General features: G+C 71.7%; 13 protein-coding genes and 1 pseudogene. 7 read left to right on the top strand and 7 right to left on the bottom strand.

Annotated features, from left to right (window positions below; all coding sequences use genetic code 11):
* Positions 1-54 precede the first annotated feature (54 nt).
* On the top strand, positions 55-1,725 hold the full coding sequence (gene ptsP, locus STRTU_RS31535; protein WP_159748478.1) for a phosphoenolpyruvate--protein phosphotransferase: 1,671 nt from the start codon (positions 55-57) through the stop codon (positions 1,723-1,725).
* 89 nt (positions 1,726-1,814) lie between these two features.
* Here the strand turns inward: ptsP and STRTU_RS31530 are convergent, their stop codons facing one another.
* Together STRTU_RS31530 and STRTU_RS31525 are read right to left on the bottom strand one after the other, a co-directional pair.
* Positions 1,815-2,717 carry a hypothetical protein gene (locus STRTU_RS31530; protein ID WP_159748476.1) on the bottom strand — a complete coding sequence of 301 codons (903 nt, stop codon included), beginning with the start codon at positions 2,715-2,717 and terminating at the stop codon, positions 1,815-1,817.
* 146 nt (positions 2,718-2,863) lie between these two features.
* Positions 2,864-4,894: an acetoacetate--CoA ligase gene (locus STRTU_RS31525; protein ID WP_159748474.1), complete on the bottom strand. Its 2,031-nt coding sequence runs from the start codon at positions 4,892-4,894 to the stop codon at positions 2,864-2,866.
* 386 nt (positions 4,895-5,280) lie between these two features.
* On the opposite strand from STRTU_RS31525, the gene STRTU_RS31520 reads away from it, so the two are divergent.
* Positions 5,281-7,686, top strand: a complete 2,406-nt coding sequence (locus STRTU_RS31520) for a glycoside hydrolase family 31 protein (RefSeq protein WP_159749777.1) — start codon at positions 5,281-5,283, stop codon at positions 7,684-7,686.
* 146 nt (positions 7,687-7,832) lie between these two features.
* The gene (locus STRTU_RS31515; protein WP_159748472.1) at positions 7,833-8,678 is read left to right on the top strand and encodes a M15 family metallopeptidase; all 846 of its coding nucleotides are present in this window, start codon (positions 7,833-7,835) and stop codon (positions 8,676-8,678) included.
* A gap of 175 nt (positions 8,679-8,853) precedes the next feature.
* Here STRTU_RS31515 and STRTU_RS31510 read toward each other — a convergent pair whose 3' ends face one another.
* From STRTU_RS31510 to STRTU_RS31495, 4 genes are all read right to left on the bottom strand, one after another.
* On the bottom strand, positions 8,854-9,666 hold the full coding sequence (locus STRTU_RS31510; RefSeq protein ID WP_159748470.1) for an ABC transporter permease: 813 nt from the start codon (positions 9,664-9,666) through the stop codon (positions 8,854-8,856).
* A 23-nt stretch (positions 9,667-9,689) separates the two neighbouring features.
* Positions 9,690-10,544, bottom strand: a complete 855-nt coding sequence (locus tag STRTU_RS31505) for an ABC transporter permease (protein WP_159748468.1) — start codon at positions 10,542-10,544, stop codon at positions 9,690-9,692.
* Between the two features lie 14 nt (positions 10,545-10,558).
* Positions 10,559-11,737 carry an ABC transporter substrate-binding protein gene (locus STRTU_RS31500; protein WP_159748466.1) on the bottom strand — a complete coding sequence of 393 codons (1,179 nt, stop codon included), beginning with the start codon at positions 11,735-11,737 and terminating at the stop codon, positions 10,559-10,561.
* A 206-nt stretch (positions 11,738-11,943) separates the two neighbouring features.
* Complete coding sequence (locus STRTU_RS31495) at positions 11,944-13,047, bottom strand: ABC transporter ATP-binding protein (protein WP_159748464.1); 1,104 nt, start codon at positions 13,045-13,047, stop codon at positions 11,944-11,946.
* Positions 13,048-13,340: 293 nt separating this feature from the next.
* Between STRTU_RS31495 and STRTU_RS31490 the strand changes: the two are divergent.
* Together STRTU_RS31490 and STRTU_RS31485 are read left to right on the top strand one after the other, a co-directional pair.
* Positions 13,341-13,757, top strand: a pseudogene (locus STRTU_RS31490) (Zn-ribbon domain-containing OB-fold protein); the annotation flags it as partial.
* 180 nt (positions 13,758-13,937) lie between these two features.
* Entirely contained in the window at positions 13,938-15,173 is a 1,236-nt protein-coding gene (locus STRTU_RS31485; RefSeq protein ID WP_176604218.1) for a lipid-transfer protein, read from the top strand.
* A gap of 354 nt (positions 15,174-15,527) precedes the next feature.
* On the opposite strand, the gene STRTU_RS31480 is transcribed toward STRTU_RS31485, so the two are convergent.
* Positions 15,528-16,730, bottom strand: coding sequence for an IS110 family RNA-guided transposase (locus tag STRTU_RS31480; RefSeq protein ID WP_159743809.1), 1,203 nt, complete (start codon positions 16,728-16,730; stop codon positions 15,528-15,530).
* Between the two features lie 212 nt (positions 16,731-16,942).
* Between STRTU_RS31480 and STRTU_RS31475 the strand changes: the two genes are divergently transcribed.
* A complete protein-coding gene (locus tag STRTU_RS31475) occupies positions 16,943-17,710 on the top strand; it encodes an MIP/aquaporin family protein (RefSeq protein WP_159748460.1) in 768 nt (255 codons plus the stop codon).
* A gap of 99 nt (positions 17,711-17,809) precedes the next feature.
* Positions 17,810-19,348, top strand: coding sequence for a glycerol kinase GlpK (gene glpK / locus STRTU_RS31470; RefSeq protein WP_159748458.1), 1,539 nt, complete (start codon positions 17,810-17,812; stop codon positions 19,346-19,348).
* Positions 19,349-19,391 lie beyond the last annotated feature (43 nt).

Genomic DNA, 19,391 nt, shown 5'->3' with positions numbered 1-19,391 from the left:
ATACGACATCCATCGCGGCGGCGCCGGCCGTCGCATCAAGCGGAGACGGGTGCAATGGAGACAACGCTGCGAGGCGTCGGCGTCAGCCACGGTGTGGCGATCGGCGAGGTGCGGCACATGGGTACGGCGGTTCTGGAGCCGCCGGCCAAGCAGATTCCGGCGGATGAGGCGGAGCGCGAACAGGGGCGTGCCCGTCAGGCCGTAGAGGCTGTCGCTGCTGATCTGATGGCGCGGGGAAACCTGGCGGGTGGTGAGGCGCAGGCCGTGCTGGAGGCACAGGCCATGATGGCGCAGGACCCCGAGCTGATGGCGGATGTCGAGCGGCGGATCGCTGTCGGCAGCACCGCCGAGCGCGGTGTGTATGACGCGTTCGCCGCCTACCGGGCGCTGCTGGCGGGGGCCGGTGAGTATCTCGCGGGCCGGGTGGCCGACCTCGATGATGTGCGGAACCGGATCGTCGCGCGGCTGCTGGGTGTGCCGATGCCGGGTGTGCCGGACAGCGATGAGCCGTATGTGCTGATCGCGCGTGATCTGGCGCCGGCTGACACCGCGCTGCTGGACCCGACTCTGGTGCTCGGGTTCGTGACCGAGGAGGGCGGGCCGACCAGCCACAGCGCGATTCTCGCGCGGGCGCTGGGGGTGCCGGCCATCGTGGCGCTGCCTGGTGCGGGTGAGCTCGTCGAGGGCACGGTCATCGCCGTCGACGGCAGCACCGGTGAGGTTTTCGTCGAGCCGGACGCCGGGAAGCGGGCGGCGCTGGAGCAGGCCGCGGCGGAGCGGAAGGCGGCGCTGGCGGCGTCGTCCGGGCCGGGGGCCACCTCCGACGGGCACAAGGTGCCGCTGCTGGCGAATGTCGGCGGGCCCGGTGATGTGGCCACGGCGGTCGACGCCGGGGCCGAGGGTGTTGGTCTCTTCCGTACCGAGTTTCTGTTTTTGGACGACAGCAAGAATGCGCCGTCCGAGGAGAAGCAGGTCGATGCGTACCGCCAGGTGCTGGAGGCCTTCCCCGAGGGGCGGGTCGTGGTGCGGGTGCTCGACGCCGGCGCCGACAAGCCGCTGGACTTCCTGACGCCGGCTGATGAGCCGAACCCCGCGCTGGGTGTGCGGGGGCTGCGGACGCTGCTTGACCACCCCGATGTGCTGCGTACGCAGCTGACGGCGCTGGCGAAGGCGGCCGAGGGGCTGCCGGTCTACCTTGAGGTCATGGCGCCGATGGTGGCGGACCGGACCGATGCCAAGGCGTTCGCGGATGCGTGCCGGGAGGCCGGGCTGCAGGCGAAGTTCGGGGCGATGGTGGAGATTCCGTCCGCGGCGCTGCGGGCGCGGTCGATTCTGCAGGAGGTCGAGTTCCTTTCGCTGGGGACCAATGACCTGGCGCAGTACACCTTCGCCGCTGACCGCCAGGTCGGTGCCGTCTCGCGGCTGCAGGATCCCTGGCAGCCGGCGCTGCTGGACCTCGTGGCGGCTTCGGCCGAGGCCGCGAAGGCCGAGGGCAAGAGCTGTGGGGTCTGTGGTGAGGCGGCCTCCGATCCGCTGTTGGCGTGTGTGCTGACGGGGCTCGGTGTCACCAGCCTTTCGATGGGTGCGGCCTCGATTCCGTATGTGCGGTCGACGCTGTCCAAGCACACGCTGGCGCAGTGTGAGCGGGCGGCGGCCGCGGCGCGTGCTGCGGATACCGCCGACGATGCGCGGGCCGCTGCCCAGGCAGTGCTCTCCGGGGAGTGAGCTCGCGCGGCGCGGTGCGTCGCTGAGGAGTGTTGATGGCCGTCCCGCCCTTTGTGGCGGGGCGGCCATGCTGCTGTGGGCGGGGGCGGTCAGTCGTGGTGGTGCGGGTCGGGTGGGGATGTGAGGGGAAGGCCGGGGGCGTAGTCGACGCCGTGCTCGGGTGGGATCGGGTCGCCGGTGTCGGCGTCGGTGCAGTAGGCGGTGAAGACCTCGGCGGCGTTGAGGGCGCGGGGCCAGGAGTCGTGGAGGGCCCAGCCGCGGACCGTGTCGTGGCCGTCGGGGCCGGTGGTGGTGCGGGAGACGATGCCGCCGGGGGTGCGCAGGGCGAAGCCGGCGGCGAGGGCCGTGCAGAAGATGAGGGTCTCCGATTCGTCGAGTTGGAGTCGGGCGCCGTCCGGTGCGGTGGCGTGCAGCACCGCCAGGAGGGGCGGGTCTCCGGCGGCGACGGAGCAGACGAGGTGGTGGGTGCCGCTGCCGAGGGCTTCGAGGAGTTGCTGGAGGGCTTGGGTGGCGCGGGCGAAGGCGGTGCGGGCGAGGTCTTCGCCGCACTCGGGGCAGTCACCGGCTCGGGCCAGGACGGCGGAGGCGTGGTCCCAGGTCGCCTGGCGGTCGGCTTCTTCGAGGAGCAGCGGGAGCAGCTGGGTGAGGGGTTCGCCCTGGTAGGTCAAGGTCGCGCCGGTGCGGGCGACTTCGGCGGTGTAGCGGCTGCGGCTCTCGGGGCGGTCGGGGTCCAGGGCGAGGTCGGCGCAGTAGGTCTCGTAGGCGGCCGGGTCGAAGAGGCTGATGGTGGTGAGCACGCCCTGGGAGGCGAGGGTGCGCAGCAGGTGCTCCATCTGCTGGAGGTAGCTGCGGTGGTCGTCGAACGGGAAGGTGCGGTAGCGGCGCATGGCGCGGAAGTCCTGCTCGTCGGCCAGGACGGCGGCGGTGCTGGGGACTTCGCGGCGGAGTTTGCGGCGGGCGGAATGGTCGGTGTATTTGGCTGTGGATGTCATGACTCCCCCTGGTGAGATGCGCCCGGCGCTGAGCGGTGGTCGGCCGGACGCCACTTGTCACTGAGAGTAATCGGGGGGTCTGACAATGCGGCCGGGCGCCGGACCGGAGGCCGTGCGGGCCTTCTGCGGTCCGGCGCCGGGCGGGCTTACTGCGGGCGGGCGGTGGCGCGGTCGCGGGCCACCTGCTCGTAGAAGCGGAGCAGTTCGAGGTTGTCGACGGAGCCGGGGTTGACGGCCTTGTCGAGGGGGGTGCCCTGGAGGAGGCGTTTGACCGGGACCTCGATGCGCTTGCCGGTGAGGGTGTGCGGGACGCCGGGGGCTTCGATGATGTCGTCGGGGACGTGCCGCGGGGAGAGCTGTTCGCGGATGGTGCGCTTGATGCGGTCGCGGAGGGCGTCGTCGAGGGTGACGCCGGGGGCGAGGTGGACGAAGAGCGGCATCCAGTAGCCGCCGTCGGGGAGTTCCAGGCCGATGACGAGGGATTCGCGGATCTCGGGGAGCCGTTCGACGGCTTCGTAGATGTCGGAGGAGCCCATCCGGACGCCCTGGCGGTTGAGGGTGGAGTCGGAGCGGCCGTGGATGACGACGCTGCCGCGGGAGGTGAGGGTGATCCAGTCGCCGTGCCGCCAGACTCCGGGGTACATGTCGAAGTAGCTGTCGTGGTAGCGGGTGCCGTCGGGGTCGTTCCAGAAGCGGGTGGGCATGGACGGCATGGGGTTGGTGACGACGAGTTCGCCGACCTCGTCGATGACCGGTTTGCCCTGCGGGTCCCATGCCTGGAGGTCGGTGCCGAGGCAGGCGGCCTGGAGTTCGCCGATGTGGACGGGGAGGGTGGGGACGGCGCCGGCGAAGCAGCTGCAGACGTCGGTGCCGCCGCTGACGGAGGCGGTCCACAGGTCGGTGCCGCCCTCCGCGAAGCAGTCGTGGAGCCAGCGGAAGCCGTCCGGCGGGAGCGGGGAGCCGGTGGTCGCGACGCAGGTGATGGCGGAGAGGTCCAGGTCGCGGGCCGGGTGGATGCCGGCCTTGCGGCAGGCCATGACGTAGGCGGCCGAGGTGCCGAAGACGGTCGCGCGGGTGCTTTCGGCGACCTGCCACTGGGCCGAGATGTCGGGGTGGCCGGGGCTGCCGTCGTAGAGCACGATCGTGGAGCCCACCAACAGGCCGGCGACGAGGAAGTTCCACATCATCCAGCCGGTGGAGGTGTACCAGAAGAACCGGTCGTCGGGGCCGAGGTCGCAGTGCAGGCCGGTCTGCTTGAGGTGTTCGAGCAGGATGCCGCCCTGGGACTGGACGATGGCCTTGGGCAGGCCGGTGGTGCCGGAGGAGTACAGGACCCACAGCGGGTGGTCGAACGGGACCTGTTCGAAGACCGGTTCGGTGTCATTCGAGGTCAGGTCCGACCAGTTCACGGCCCCTTCGGGGGCGGGGGTGCCGAGGAGCGGGATGTGGACGACGGCGCGCAGGGTGGGCAGTTCGTTGCGGATTTCGGCGACGGTGTCGCGGCGGTCGTGCTCCTTGCCGCCGTAGCGGTAGCCGTCGACGGTGAACAGCACGACCGGTTCGATCTGCTGGAAGCGGTCCAGCACGCTGCGGGCGCCGAAGTCGGGTGCGCAGGAGGTCCATACGGCGCCGACCGCGGCGGTGGCGAGGAGCGCGACGACGGCCTGCGGAATGTTGGGGACGTAGGCGCTGACGCGGTCTCCGGGGCGGACACCGAGGCGGCGGAGTTCGGCGGCCAGGGAGCCGACCTGGGCGCGCAGGTCCCTCCAGGTGACGGGGGTGGGCTCATGGGTCTCGTCGACGTACAGCAGCGCGGGCGCCTCGGCGCGGGCCGGGTCCTCGGCGGCGCGCAGGGCGTGTTCGGCGTAGTTGAGGGTGGCGCCGGGGAACCAGCGGGCGCCGGGCATCGTGCGGTCGGCGAGGACGGTGTCGTACGGGGTGGCGAAGCGGACGTCGAACCACTCGGCGGTGGCCTGCCAGAAGGCGGGGAGGTCGCTGACGGACCAGTGGTGCAGCGCGGCGTAGCTCGCCGCGGGGTCGCCCGGGGTGGGGGCGGGTGCGCCGTGGTGCGCGGCCGCCCAGGTGTGGAAGCGGGTGACCTGTGCGCCCTCGATGCGGTCCGGGCCTGGTTGCCAGAGCGGTTCCGGCTGGTGGGCGGACTGCGGTGCGGTGGTCATCATCGGCTCCCGGGCGATACGCGTCGTGGGCGTCGGGCGCACAGCGGTGGGGGTCCCCCGGCCCAGTGGGTGGGCGTGTGCGCATGACACGGCTTGCCTGGACGATGCCATGTGATCGACTTGTGCACCAGGGTGGGCTGCCCACATTCGGGGGGTGGCGGCTGTGGTGCCGCCATGTGGCGCGGGGCGGCCGGTGAGGACCACGGCGGGATTCGGCCATTGAGGGGCGGGCCCAGGGGCGGACTCCGCGCGCGCCGTCCTCCGGGCGGACGGCGGGACATTGCGGGCACAGCCTGGGCCTGAACTTGGCCGAGCGTGACACGGCGCAGGTGAACGGCAGTTGAACGGTGCCCGCGCAGCTGCCCGACAATGGCAGGCTGACCGGCATGGACGGGCGGGATCTGGTGCGGTCGGTACGGGCGGTCAGGGCGGTCGGGCCGGCGCAGGGGCTGCGGTCCGTGCGCTCGGCGTGGCGGGCGCGGAGAGCGGATGCGCGGGCGCTGCCGCGGCCCGGCACGGAACGGGCGCGGGTGCCGGGGCCGGCCCTGAGGGCGGAGCCCCAGCCGGGCGGCGGGATGATCCACTTCGCGCGCTCCTCGCTGCGGGTGCGGGTGGCCGCGGGCGGTGCGGTGTTCTGCGGCTGGGACGGGGCCGAGCCGGAGCCGTCGTACGCGCTGGCCGGGGCGTGCCCGGAGGCGGATGCGCGAGTGGTGCTGGAGCCCGATACGGAGGGCGGCTGGCGGGTGGTCTCCGAGCGGGTGCTGGTGGTGGTGTCCCGGCACGGCGCGGTAGAGGTGCGCACGCCCGGCGGGGCGGTGTTGCGGCGGGAGTTGCCGCCGCGCTGGTGGGACCGGACCGGTGACCAGGGGGCGGACGAGCGCGCCGGGCGGCCAGAGGGGTGCGGCGTCTCGCGCTGGGTGCAGCGCTCGGAGGTGGCCGCCGACGGCCGGTTCTTCGGACTGGGCGGCCGGGCACACGGGCCACGGCTGCGGGACGGTGCGTACCGTCTGTGGAACACCGATCCGGGCGGGGCCTTCGGGCCGGGCGACGATCCACTGTCGCTGACCATGCCGGTGCAGCTGGTGGTGGCGGACGCCGGTACGCATCTGGTCTTTCACGACAATTCCTGGGACGGCCGGGTCACACTGCGCGAGGGCGCGGAGGGGGCGGGCTCCGGTCATGACCGGCCGGGCACGTGTGAGCTGCGGATGGACGGCGGGCCGCTGCGCTACTGGGTGTTGGCCGGGACCCCGGCCCGGGTGCTCCAGGTCTGGACGGCGCTGACCGGTGCGCCCGCGTTGCCGCCGCAGTGGGCGCTGGGGTATCAGCACGCCCGTTGGGGCTTCGGTGGGGAGACCGAGGTGCGGCGGGTGGTGGCCGGCTACAAGGAACGGGAACTTCCGCTCTCCGCCCTCCATTTGGACATCGACCACTACGACCGGAACCGGGTGTTCACGGTCGACCGGCAGCGCTATCCGGACCTTCCGGGGCTGGCACGGGAGTTGCGCGCGGACGGGGTGCGGCTGGTGTCCATCGTGGATCCGGCGGTGAAGGCCGAGCCGGGGGACGCGGTGTACGAGGGCGGGGCGGCGGCGGACGCCTTCGTACGGGACGCAGGGGGGCGCGAAGTGCGTGGGGTGGTGTGGCCGGGCGAGTCGGTCTACCCGGACTTCACCGATGCGCGGGTGCGCAAGTGGTGGGGTGCGCTGTATGCGGAGCGGCTGGCACAGGGCTTCTCGGGGGTGTGGCACGACATGAACGAGCCGGTCTCGTTCGCCGCCTTCGGGGAACGGACCCTGCCGCGCTCGGCGCGGCATGCGCTGGAGGGGCGGGGCGGCGACCACCGGGAGGCGCACAACGTCTATGGCCTGGCGATGGCACAGGCCGGCTACGAGGGGCTGTGCGAACTGCGGCCGGGCGAGCGGCCGTTCCTCTTCTCGCGCTCGGGCTGGGCCGGGATGCAGCGCTACGGCGGCAGCTGGTCGGGCGATGTGGCGACGGGCTGGCCGGGGCTGCGGGCGTCGCTGTCGCTCGTCCTGGGGCTGGGGCTGTGCGGGGTGCCGTACAGCGGCCCCGATATCGGTGGCTTCTCCGGGAGGCCATGCTCCGAGCTGTATTTGCGGTGGTTCCAACTGGGCGCCTACCTACCACTGTTCCGTACGCATTCGGCGCTCGGGGCGGGGCGGCGGGAGCCCTGGGAATACGGGAGCGAGGTGCTCGCTCATGCCCGTACGGCGCTGCGTGAGCGGGAGCGGCTGCTGCCGTACTTCGGGACGCTGGGGCAGTTGGCGCGGCTGACCGGGGCGCCGTACGTCCGGCCGCTGTGGTGGAGCGCGCCGCGGGACCGGGCCCTACGGGACTGCGAGGACGCCTTTCTGCTGGGGGATGCGCTGCTGGTCGCGCCGGCGCTGGCGGCGGGGGTGACCCGGCGGCCGGTGCGGCTGCCGCGTGGCCGGTGGTACGACACCGCCACCGGGCAGGCGTACGACGGTCCCGGGCAGGTGTGGGTGGAGGCGCCGCTGTCGCGGATTCCGGTGCTGGCGCGGGCCGGTGCGGTGCTGCCGGTGGCGGGGGCGGACGGCGGGACGGAGCTGGAGGTGTGGGCGCCGGTCGCCGGACGCGGAGGCAGCGGGCTGGTGGTGCCGGACGCCGGGGACGGCTGGCGGCGGCCGACGGTGGAGCGCTTCACCTCGCGGCGCTCGGGCGACCGGGTGGTCGTGGAGCGGCGGGACGGGGGCGCGGTGGGGTATCCGGTGCGGGTGCGGGGGTTGGAGGACGGGGTGGGGGCGTAGCGGGCTGGGGGAGGCGGAGCGAGCTACGGGGCGGAGCGGGCTGCGCGGCGAAGTGGTTGCGCGGTCGTGCGGTTACGCAGTTGCGCGGTTGAGCAGTTGTGCGGCGGGGCTTCCCTCCTCCCTGCCGCGCCTGGTAGACGGGGGCCATGCCGAGACTTGCTGCCGCGCTGCGCGGCCTTGCTGCCGCTGCCGCCGCGCTGATCACTGTGGCCGCTGTCCCTTCGGGTGCGGCGGCGGACACCGTCCCGCACCGTCCGGCGCCGTCGTCGCAGCCGGGCAACGGGCCCAAGGCACCTGCGGAGTTCGTCGCGCTGCGGGACGTGGATCCCACCGTCATCCAGGAGATGCGCTACTTCACCCCGCACGACTTCATGGGCGTGCCGGTGACCGGCTACCGGGCGCCGATGTGCCTGCTGACCCGGGACGCGGCACGGGCGTTGCACCGGGCACAGCGCTCGTTCCTGCGCCGCGGGTACTCCCTCAAGGTCTATGACTGCTACCGGCCGCAGCGCGCCGTGGACCACTTCGTGGCCTGGGCCAAGGACCTCGGCGACCAGCGGATGAAGGCCGAGTTCTATCCGCGGGTCGACAAGTCGACGCTTTTCCGGGACGGCTATATCGCGGAGAAGTCCGGGCACAGCAGGGGCAGCACCCTCGATCTGACGCTGGTGCGGCTGCCGGCCCTGCCCACCCGGCCGTATGTCCCCGGGGAGCCGCTGTCCTCGTGTCACGGCCCGAAGGCGGCCCGCTTCCCGGACAATTCGCTGGACATGGGCACCGGCTTCGACTGCTTCGACACGCTGGCGCACACTCTCGACCCGCGGATCAAGGGCGAACAGCGGGCCAACCGGCTGCTGTTGAAGGACGGCCTGGAGCGCGCCGGATTCGTCAACTACGACAAGGAGTGGTGGCACTACACCTTCACCCCGGAGACTTTTCCGGACACCTACTTCGACTTCCCGGTCGCACGGCGGTCGCTCGTACGGCACTGACCGGTCGCGCGCGCCGCCGACGGGCCGGGGCACCGAATCACCCCCGTCGATCCCGTGCCCCGGACCCTGCTGTGAGGGACGCGGCCGGACCGCGTCCGGTTCGATGAAAGTCCGCGGAGTCACCCTTTCGGGGAAACTGCGCCGTGCGCTCAGAGCCGGCCGCCGGGCCGTGTGCTCACAGCCGGCCGCCGGCGGTGTCCGACGAGAGTCGCTGGGCGGCGTACACCGGGATGACCGACAGGGCGATCAGCAGCGCGGCGAGCACATCGACGACCGGCGCCTGGTGGGGGCGGGCCAGGTTCTCGTAGATCCAGATCGGCAGCGTCTTGGTGCCCGCGCCCGCCGTGAAGGTGGTCACCACGACCTCGTCGAAGGAGAGCGCGAAGGCCAGCAGCGCGCCGGCGAACAGCGCCGGGCGCAGCGCCGGGAAGGTGACGTACCGCAGGGTCTGCCAGGGGCGGGCGCCCAGGTCGGCGGAGGCCTCGGCCAGGGACGGGGCGATGCGGCGGAGCCGGGCGGCGACGTTGTTGAAGACGATGACGACGCAGAAGGTGGCATGGCCGACCACGACCGTGAAGAGGCCGAAGCCGATGCCCAGCGGCGCGAGGACGGTGCGGAAGGCGGCGTTGAGGGCAATACCGGTGACGATGCCGGGCAGGGCGATCGGCAGCACGATCAGGAACGAGACGGTCTGCCGTCCGAAGAAGCGGTGGCGGTGCACGGCGAAGGCCGCGAGCGAGCCGAGGACCAGGGCGACGGCGGTGGCTCCGAGGCCCGCCCGCAGCGAGGTCCACAGGGCGTCGCGGGCGCCCGCGCTGTGCAGGGCGCGGCTCCACCACTCGCCGGTCAGCGCGCGGGGCGGCCAGGCGAACGAGGGGTCGGCGTTGACGGAGTTGAGCAGAACCAGGAGGAGGGGGAGGTAGATCAGGGCGAGACCGGCGGCCGTGAGGCAGCCGAGGACGATCCGGGCGGTGCGGGTGAGGTGCATCCGGCTGCCTCCTTCGGTTCGGGTCAGAGCGAGTCGAGCGCGCCGGCCCGGCGGACGGCGGCGAGGTAGCAGACGACGAGGGCGACCGGGACCGCGGAGAGCGCCGCTGCGAGCGGCAGGTCGAGGGTGACCTGGGAGGCGATGACATTGCCCAGGAGCTGGGTGCGGCCGCCGACGATCTGCACGGTGAGGTAGTCCCCGAGGGAGAGCGAGAAGGTGAAGACGGAACCCGCCAGGAGCGCGGGACGGACGGCGGGTGCGACGACGGAGCGCAGGGTCCGTAGGGTGCCCGCACCGAGGTCGGCGGAGGCCTCCAGTTGGTGCGCGGGCAGCCGTTCCAGGGCGGCGTGGACCGGAAGGATCATGTACGGCAGCCAGAGGTAGGCGAGCACGAGCACGACGGCGGCCGTGCCGTATCCGGGGCCGTGCAGGCCGAGCGGGGCGAGTACCGCGTTGACGATGCCGTGCTCGCCGAGCATCACCCGCCAGGCGTACGCCTTGACCAGATAGCCGGCCCACAGCGGGGTCAGCACGGCCACCAGCAGGGCGCGGCGCAGCCGGCCGGCCGCCACCCGCGCCATGAAGAAGGCCATCGGCAACGCGAGCAGAGCGTCGAGGAGCGTGACGGCGACGGCGATACCAAGGGTGCGCAGGGCGACCGTGCGGTAGACGGGGGTGGTGAGGATGTCGCGGAAGTTGTCGGTGGTCCAGGTGTGGACGACATCCGAGGTGAAGGGGTCGGTGGTCCAGAAAGCGGAGAGCAGGAGGACGGCGAGAGAGCCGAGGTAGGCGAGGACCAGCCACAGGAGGGGCGGGGCGAGGAGCGCGGCGAGCCGGCCGCGGGCGCGGGCGCGGGGCTCATGGCGCGTGGCGGACACCCGGGCGCCCGCGCTCAGCCCTTGATCTCCGTCCAGGCACGGGTCCACTCCGCGTAGTCGGTGCACTTGACGTTCCTGCGGCCGTCGAGGCACTGCGGTACGGGGGTGGTCCAGAAGTGGACGCGGCGGTAGTAGGACTCGTCATCGGCGTGGTAGACGGCGCAGTGACGTGGGTCGGCGGTCTCCTTGCACGCCTTGGCGTTGGCGGGCGCCTCGCCGAAGTACTCGGCGACTTGGGCGTTCACCTTCGGGGAGACGATCCAGTTGAGCCACTTGTAGGCGCAGTTGGGGTGAGCGGCCTTGGCGGAGACCATCCAGGTGTCGGACCAGCCGGTGGCCCCCTCCTTGGGGAGGACCGCCTTGACGGGGGCCTTTTCCGCGGCAGCGGTGTTGGCGATGACCTGCCAGGTGGTGCCGACGACGCTGTCGCCGCCCTTGAAGGCGGTGACTTCCTTCTGGTAGTCGCTCCAGTATTCGCCGATCTGCTGCCGCTGCTTTTTCAACAGGGCCACTGCGGCGTCGAGTTGGGTGCGGTCCAGGGCGTACGGGTCCTTGATGCCGAGTGCGGGACGGGTCTTCATCAGGTAGAGGGCGGCGTCGGCGATGTAGATGGGCGAGTCGTAGGCGGTGACCTTGCCCGCGTACTTCGCCGCGCCGTCGAAGACGGCCTTCCAGGAGTCGGGAGCCGGGGAGACCTTGTCGGTGCGGTACATCAGCAGATTGGCGCCGCGGCCGTGCGGGATGCCGTACATCTTCCCGTCCTTGGAGTTGAACGGGCGCATCTTCAGGCCGCTGAAGATGTCGCGGTAGTTCGGCACCAGACGGGTGTTGACGGGCGCCACGTCCCCGGCGGCGATCAGCCGCAGAGTGGCGTCGCCGGAGGCGGACACGGTGTCGTACTGGCCGGTCTTCATCAGCGAGACCATCTCGTCGGAGGTCCCGGCGGTCTTGGTGTTGACCTTGCAGCCGGTCTGTTTCTCGAAGGGGTGCACCCAGTCGGCCTTGGGGTCGTTGGAGCCGTCCTCGGCATATCCGGCCCAGGCGATGATGTCGACGCGGCCCTCGCCCTTGCCGACGGTCTTCTGTTCGGCGGCTCCCCCGCCGTGCGTTCCGCCGCCGCCGGAGCCGCAGGCGACGGCCAGCGCCAGGACCCCGGCCGTCACTGCGGCCTTCCACGGATTCGCGTTACGCATGGTGAACTCCCGCTGTCGCACACGGCTGTCGAGCCCCGCCAGTATCCGGAAGCTGACCGTCTGCCACCAGAGCGCGTCGGGAACCGGGATGCGCCCCGGTGCGTTGTACGACGATCCCTCAGGCGGGCGCCGGCCTCGGCGGGGCAAGCGGCCTGAGCTGGGGAACCGGCCTCAGCCGCGGGACCGGCTTCACCTGGGCACCGGCTTCAGCCGGGCACCGGAAAGGCGTCGGCGGCGTTCCACAGCAGATGGACCGCGGCGCCCGGACGGGCGGCGTCCGGCAGGTCCGTGGAGTTCAGCCGCACAGCGGTGAGCTGGTCGTCGCCTGCGTCGAGGCGGACCACCACGCGCGTGTGGGCACCGACGTGCGCGATCTCGGTGACCCTGCCGGGCACACACCGCTCCCCCGGTGCCGGGACGCCGCCCGGGACGCCGTTCGGGCCGCCGTTCGAGCCGTCCGGAGCGACGATCCGGATCCGCTCGGGGCGGAGGCTGTATGTGCCCGGGGCGCCGATCACACGGACCGCGGCCTGGTCGCGCAGCAGATTGGTAGTACCGATGAAGCCCGCGACGAACGCGGTGGCCGGACGGTCGTAGATCTCCAGCGGCGAGCCGGTCTGCACGATACGGCCGCGGTCGAGCACGGCAAGGCGGTCGCTGAGCGTCAGCGCCTCCTCCTGGTCGTGGGTGACGAGGAGGAAGGTGACACCGGTGGCGCGCTGGATGCGCTGGAGTTCGCGCTGCATCTCCTGCCGCAGCTGGAGGTCGAGCGCGCCGAGGGGTTCGTCGAGCAACAGCAGCCCGGGATCGTCGATCAGGGCACGGGCCAGGGCTACGCGCTGGCGCTGACCGCCGGAGAGCCGGTCGGGCCGGCGCGCACCGTGGTCGTCGAGGCGTACGGTGCGCAGTGCCGCGCGGGCGCGGGCGAGGCGTTCGGATTTGCGCACCCCGGCGACGGTGAGCGCGTAGGCGACGTTCTGCTCGACGGTCATGTGGGGGAAGAGCGCGTAGTCCTGGAAGACGGTGTGGACGTCGCGGCGGCTGGCCGGAAGTGCGGTGACGTCGCTCCCGGCGAGTTCGATGCGGCCCGAGGTGGGCCGTTCGAAGCCGGCGATCAGGCGCAGCAGGGTGGTCTTGCCCGAGCCGGAGGGGCCGAGGAGGGAGAAGAACTCGCCTTTCCCGATGGTGAGCTCGGCGCCGTCGACGGCACGCAGCGCACCGAATTCCTTGGTGACGGCGGTGAGCCGTACGGCGGGCGTCGCAGCTGCCGTGGGGGCGGGACGGGCGTCGGTACGGGCGGCTTCGGTCACGGGCGCTCCCCCTCGTGAACGGCTTGATCGCCCGGCGACTGTACCGGGGTTCCGCGCGGGACGGCAGCGTGTCACACTTCTGACGTTCCGTCAGTTTTTGAGCTCCAGCAGTTCCAACAGTGCTACCCAACAGTGCTAACGGTTCCGTCAGTTCCGTTGCGTTCGGTCAGTTTCGTTGCGTTCCGTCAGTTCCATTGCGCTCGGTCAGTTCCATTGCGCTCGGTCAGTTTCGTTGTGCTCCGTTGTGGTCGGTCTGCGGTCGAGGAGGGTCTGTGGCACAGACACGGAAGCCGGTGGTGCCGGGGTGGTTCGATCAGGACGCAGCGGGCTTCCGGCTGCTGGGGACCCGCTGCCGGGCCTGTGGTGCGGTGTTCTTCCCCCGTGAGGACGCCTTCTGCCGCAACCCCGCGTGCGGGAGTGACGAGCTGGTGGAGGTGCCGCTGTCCCGACGCGGCACGGTCTGGTCCTACACCGACGCGCGGTATCGCCCGCCGGCCCCGTACGTCTCCGATCCGGACGTTGCGTGGCAGCCGTATCTCCTGGTCGCGGTGGAACTGGCGGAGGAGCGGATGGTGGTCCTCGGGCAAGCAGCGCCCGGCGTCCGCGCAGCGGATCTCGCCGTGGGCACGGAGGTCGAGCTGGTGCCGGGGGTGCTGCACGAGGACGAGGCACAGACGTGGACGACCTGGCAGTGGCGGGTGGCGGGGAGTGGTGGGGCTGGTGGTGGGGCTGGTGGTGGGGCTGGTGGTGGGGCTGGTGGTGGTCATGAGGCTGCGGGTGAGGGTGGGGCTCGGGGTGTGGGTGGGGCGGTAGCCGGTGCTCCCGGAGCGGCTACCGCGTCGCTACACCCGCCCACCCCCCGAAGGGGGGTGGGCGGCGGGGAAAAAAATATGGGCGCGGGTGGGCGGCGGGTATTTAGCCACCCCCGAACCACCCCCAGCCAAGACGTAGCCGTGCTCGGCGCCGGTATGCACCCCTGGGGCAAGTGGGGGCGGAGCTTCGTCGAGTACGGGACCAAGGCGGCCCGGGAGGCGCTCGCGGACGCCGGGCTCGACTGGCGCGCCGTGCAGAGCATCGTCGGCGCCGACACGGTACGTGGCGGCTATCCCGGTTATGTGGCAGGCGCGACCTTCGCCAGGGCGCTGGGCTGGCAAGGCGCCCGGGTGACCAGCGTCTACGCGGCCTGCGCGTCGGGCGCCCAGGCCATCAACACCGCGCGGGCGCAGATCCTTTCGGGGATGGTGGAGGTGGCCCTGGTGGTGGGCGCCGACGCCGCGCCCAAGGGGTTCTTCGCCCCGGCGGGCGGCGACCGGCCCGACGATCCCGACTGGCTGCGGTTCCGGGTGCTGGGGGCCACCAACCCGGCGTACTTCGGGCTGTATGCGCGCCGCCGGATGGCGCGGTACGGCGACACGGCCGACGACTTCGCGCGGGTGAAGGTGAAGAACTCGGCGGCGGGCGCGGCCAATCCGTACGCCCGCTACCGCAAGCAGGTCACCGTACAGGAGGTCGCGGCCTCCGCCGTGGTCGCCGATCCGCTGCGGCTGCTGGACATCTGCGCCACCTCCGACGGTGCCGCGGCGCTGGTCCTGACCAGCATGGACTTCGCGCGCCGGCACGGTGTCACGGACCCGGTGCGGGTCCGCGCGGTCTCCACGGCCACCCCGCGGTATCCGCGGACCGTACTGGATCTGCCGGACATCGCCACCGACTCCGCGGCCGCCGTACCGGAGCCGGAGACCGGCTTCCGGGCGTCGATCGCGCACAGCGCCTACGAGGAGGCCGGAATCGGACCGGAGGACCTCTCGCTGGCCGAGGTGTACGACCTGTCCACCGCGCTGGAGTTGGAGTGGTACGAGGATCTGGGGCTGTGTGGCGCCGGTGAGGGTGCCAAGCTGCTGCGGGACGGTGCGACGGCCCTGGGCGGGCGGCTGCCGGTCAATGCCAGCGGTGGTCTGGCTTCCTTCGGCGAGGCGGTGCCCGCCCAGGCCATCGCCCAGGTCTGCGAGCTGACCTGGCAGCTGCGGGGGCAGGCGGGCGCACGGCAGGTGCCGGGGGCCCGGGTGGGGGTGACCGCCAATCAGGGGCTGTTCGGGCATGGGTCGGCGGTGGTCGTGGTGCGGTGAGTGTGACGGGTGCGCGTGCGGTGCGTTGCGGTGAATGCGGTGCGTGCGGTGGCACACCGGCGCGTGCGCACGCCCTGCTATGAGGGCGTGCGCACGCCCTCATAGCAAGCTCTCACCCGTAGCAGGCTCGCACCCCTGGCCCCCTCCCTCCAACTGCCCCCAACAACCCCCACTGCGCGCGACCTTGACGCCCCCTCAGCACCGGTGAACACTTCCGGATGCCAGTCGGCATCGCCGTACTCAGGCACCCCGGCCGGGTGGCAGCGGCTGTCCGCTGCCCGCCGGTGGCACGCACCCTGCACGGAGGACCGGGGGACGTCCCCGGGCGAGGGCCAAGGAGTCTCAATGAACGAGTCAAGCCTGCTGCGCGACGGGCAGGGCGGGGGTGAAGACCCGGTTGTCGCGCAGAAGAGCCCACAGAACGCTGGCCCGTCGCCGAGCCAGAGCGATGACGGCCTGGACATGCTTGCAGCCCTCGCCGCGCTTCTTGAGGTAGAAGTCGCGGTTCGGCCCCTCGCGGATGATGCTGGTCTGCGCGGACATGTAGAACACCCGTCGCAGTCGGCGGCTGTAGCGCTTGGGCCGGTGCAGGTTGCCGGTCCGGCGTCCCGAGTCGCGTGGGACGGGCACGAGCCCGGCCGCGGAAGCGAGATGGCCGGCGTCCGCGTAGGCAGCAAGGTCACCTGCGGCAACGACGAACTCGGCGCCGAGTATGGGGCCCATGCCGGGCAGGGACTCGATGATCTCCGCCTGCGGATGACTGCGGAAGGTCTCGCGGATCTGCTTGTCGATCCGCTTGAGCCGGTCATCCAGGGCGAGGATCTGTGCGGCCAAGTCGGCCACGATCTGCGCGGCGACGTCCTCGCCCGGCAGCGCGGTCTGCTGGGCCTGGGCGGCTTCCAGCGCGGTCGCCGCGACGGCATCGGCACCTCGCACGCTGCGGTTGGCCAGCCATGCCGTCAGCCTGGCCCGGCCGCGGCGGCGGATCGCGGCCGGGGTCTGGTAGCCGGTCAGCAGCACCAGCGCGCCCTTGTGGCTGCTGTAGTCGAAGGCCCGCTCCAGCGCGGGGAAGACACCGGTCAGCACGTCGCGCAGGCGGTTGATCATCCGCACCCGGTCAGCCACGAGGTCGGCGCGGTGGGCGGTCAGCAGTGCGAGGTCGGCGGCCAGCTGGGCCGGCACGCCGATCACGGCGAAGTCGCGGCGATGGCGGGCGGTTTCGGCGATGACGTAGGCGTCGCGGGCGTCGGTCTTGGCCTCGCCATGGTAGGCGCCGGACATGCGGTTGACGGTGCGGCCGGGCACGTAGACGGCCTGCTGGCCGTGGGCTGCGAGCAGGGCCAGCAGCAGCGCGGAGGACGTGCCGCAGATGTCCACCGCCCAGGAGACCTCGTCCGCCAGATCGAGGATCTCGCCGAGCGCGGTCAGGATCGCCGATTCGTCGTTGTCGATCTTCTTCGACCACAGGGTCGCGCCGGTCTCGTCGACCACCGCCGCCCAGTGGTGGCCCTTGCCTGCGTCGATGCCGGCCCAGACCTGGGCCTGCCGCTTGTCCACTTGCCCCTCCTCGTTCCGCACAGCGTGCCGTCGGCCCGAGGAACACCCCACTGTCATCTCCGTAAACAGCGACCGCACAAGGCGCGCACATCTCAATCAGCAGCCAGGGCGCCCCGGAGAGCCGGACGGCCACTCCTTGGGAGCCACGACTGGCAAGCCGCCATGAGCCACATCCGGCCCTCCCGGGCCGACTAACAACTTACGGAGCCGCCATGTATTCCAATGGGGACATCGTCGTCGGTGAAGTGATCGGCACCGCGATACTCATTCTCTTCGGCGCAGGTGTGTGCGCCGCCGTCACCCTGCACTACTCCAAGGCGAAGAACGCCGGCTGGGTCGTGATCGCCTTCGGCTGGGGCATGGCCGTACTGGCCGGCGCCTACACCGCGGCGCCACTGTCGGGCGGGCATCTCAACCCCGCGGTGACGCTGGGCTCGGCGGTCGCGGGCGGCACCGAGTGGTCGAAGGTGCCGCTGTACATCCTGGCGCAGATGGTCGGCGCGGTGATCGGGGCCGTACTGGCCTGGGCGCTGTATTACGCGCAGTTCGCGGCCAACGCCGAACAGAGCAAGGCCCAGCCGACGCTGGGGATCTTCTCCACCGCCCCGGAGATACGCAAGCCGGCCGCCAACCTGGTGACCGAGATCATCGCCACCATCGGTCTGGTGCTGCCGCTGCTGTTCTTCGGCCAGAACAAGGGCATCGGCATCGGCCCGGTCCCCGGCGGGCAGGCCGGGATCTATGGCTCCGGGATCAATGTGCTGCTCGTCGCGCTGCTGGTCGTCGGCATCGGGCTGTCGCTGGGCGGGCCCACCGGCTACGCCATCAACCCGGCCCGTGACCTCGGTCCGCGCCTGGTGCACGCCCTGCTGCCGATCCCCAACAAGGGTTCCTCGGACTGGAGTTACTCCTGGATCCCGGTGGCCGGTCCGCTGATCGGCGCGGTGCTGTCCGGGCTGGTCCACAACGCGGCGTTCTGACCCGGCCGGGGCGTGCCACCGGGGCGTGGCCGCCGGACCCGCCCCGCGCCCCGCTGCCCCCACTCACCAGGACTTCAGGACTTCAGGAGGCGTGACGGCATGACGGAGCGAAGCGGGAAGACCGAGAAATACGTAGCCGCGATCGATCAGGGCACCACGTCGAGCCGCTGCATCATCTTCGACCACGGCGGGGCGATCGTGGCCGTCGACCAGCGTGAGCACCGGCAGATCTTCCCCAAGCCGGGCTGGGTGGAGCACGATGCCACCGAGATCTGGTCGAAGGTGCAGGCGGTGGTGGCGGGCGCGCTCGCGAAGGCGGGGCTGCGCGCGGATCAGCTCAGTGCGCTGGGCATCACCAACCAGCGGGAGACCACGGTCCTGTGGGACCGGGCGACCGGCCGGCCGGTGCACCATGCGATCGTCTGGCAGGACACCCGTACGTCTCAGCTGTGCGCGGAGCTGGGCGGCGCGGACGGCCAGGACCGCTTCCGGGAGGCCACCGGACTGCCGCTGGCCAGCTACTTCTCCGGGCCGAAGGCGGCCTGGCTGCTGGCTGAGGTGCCGGGGCTGCGGGCCCGTGCCGAGCGCGGGGAGATCGCCTTCGGCACCATCGACTCCTGGCTGATCTGGAATCTGACCGGTGGCCCCGACGGTGGGGTGCATGTCACGGACGTGACCAACGCGGGCCGCACGATGCTGATGAATCTGTCCACGCTCCAATGGGATCCGGCGATCCTGTCGGCGATGAATGTACCGGCCGCGATCCTGCCGGAGATCAGGTCGTCGGCCGAGGTGTACGGCACGGCCGTGGGGCAGTTGCAGGGGGTGCCGGTGGCGTCCGCGCTCGGCGACCAGCAGGCGGCGGTCTTCGGCCAGACCTGCTACGGGGTCGGCGAGGCCAAGAACACCTACGGCACCGGCTCGTTCCTGCTGCTGAACACCGGCAACCGCCCGGTCCCGTCCAAGAATGGGCTGCTGACCACGATGGGCTACCAACTGGGCGGGGAGGCGCCGGTCTACTGCCTGGAGGGCTCCATCGCCGTCACCGGCGCCCTGGTGCAGTGGTTCCGCGATCAGCTGGGCCTGATCTCCTCGGCGGAGGAGATCGAGCCGCTGGCGGCGAGCGTCCCGGACAGCGGCGGGGCGTATGTCGTGCCGGCGTTCTCCGGTCTGTTCGCGCCCTATTGGCGCTCCGACGCCCGTGGTGTCATCACCGGCCTGACCGGCTTCGTCACCAAGGCGCATCTGGCGCGCGCCGTACTGGAGGCGACCAGCTGGCAGACCCGGGAGGTCGTGGACGCCATGTACCAGGACTCGGGCGTGCGGATCACCCAGCTGAAGGCCGACGGCGGGATGACCGCCAACCAGCTGCTGATGCAGCATCAGGCGGATGTGCTGGGGGTGCCGGTGATCCGTCCGGTGATCTCGGAGACCACCTGTCTGGGCGCGGCGTACGCGGCCGGTCTGGCGACCGGTGTCTGGCAGGACCTGGACGAACTGCGCAGCCACTGGCAGCGTGACACCGAGTGGACGCCGCGGATGGACGGGCCGACCCGCGACCGGGAGTTCGCCCAGTGGCGCAAGGCCGTGGAGCGGAGCTTCGGCTGGCTGGCCGAGGACGGCTCGGCGGCCTCGTAGCGCGGCGGTACGGAGACGTCGGCGGCGCGTTCGGAGACGTACG

Origin of the sequence: Streptomyces tubercidicus (assembly GCF_027497495.1) — a bacterium.
Classification (GTDB): Bacteria; Actinomycetota; Actinomycetes; order Streptomycetales; family Streptomycetaceae; genus Streptomyces; species Streptomyces tubercidicus.
Note: the sequence above shows the minus strand (reverse complement) of the source record. Positions and strands in the feature narration are given on the sequence as shown.

Coding starts and splice junctions, on each gene's coding strand:
- ptsP (WP_159748478.1), top strand. CDS start 55: ATGGAGACAACGCTGCGAGGCGTCGGCGTCAGCCACGGTGTGGCGATC.
- STRTU_RS31530 (WP_159748476.1), bottom strand. CDS start 2,717: ATGACATCCACAGCCAAATACACCGACCATTCCGCCCGCCGCAAACTC.
- STRTU_RS31525 (WP_159748474.1), bottom strand. CDS start 4,894: ATGACCACCGCACCGCAGTCCGCCCACCAGCCGGAACCGCTCTGGCAA.
- STRTU_RS31520 (WP_159749777.1), top strand. CDS start 5,281: ATGGACGGGCGGGATCTGGTGCGGTCGGTACGGGCGGTCAGGGCGGTC.
- STRTU_RS31515 (WP_159748472.1), top strand. CDS start 7,833: ATGCCGAGACTTGCTGCCGCGCTGCGCGGCCTTGCTGCCGCTGCCGCC.
- STRTU_RS31510 (WP_159748470.1), bottom strand. CDS start 9,666: ATGCACCTCACCCGCACCGCCCGGATCGTCCTCGGCTGCCTCACGGCC.
- STRTU_RS31500 (WP_159748466.1), bottom strand. CDS start 11,737: ATGCGTAACGCGAATCCGTGGAAGGCCGCAGTGACGGCCGGGGTCCTG.
- STRTU_RS31485 (WP_176604218.1), top strand. CDS start 13,938: ATGGGCGCGGGTGGGCGGCGGGTATTTAGCCACCCCCGAACCACCCCC.
- STRTU_RS31475 (WP_159748460.1), top strand. CDS start 16,943: ATGTATTCCAATGGGGACATCGTCGTCGGTGAAGTGATCGGCACCGCG.
- glpK (WP_159748458.1), top strand. CDS start 17,810: ATGACGGAGCGAAGCGGGAAGACCGAGAAATACGTAGCCGCGATCGAT.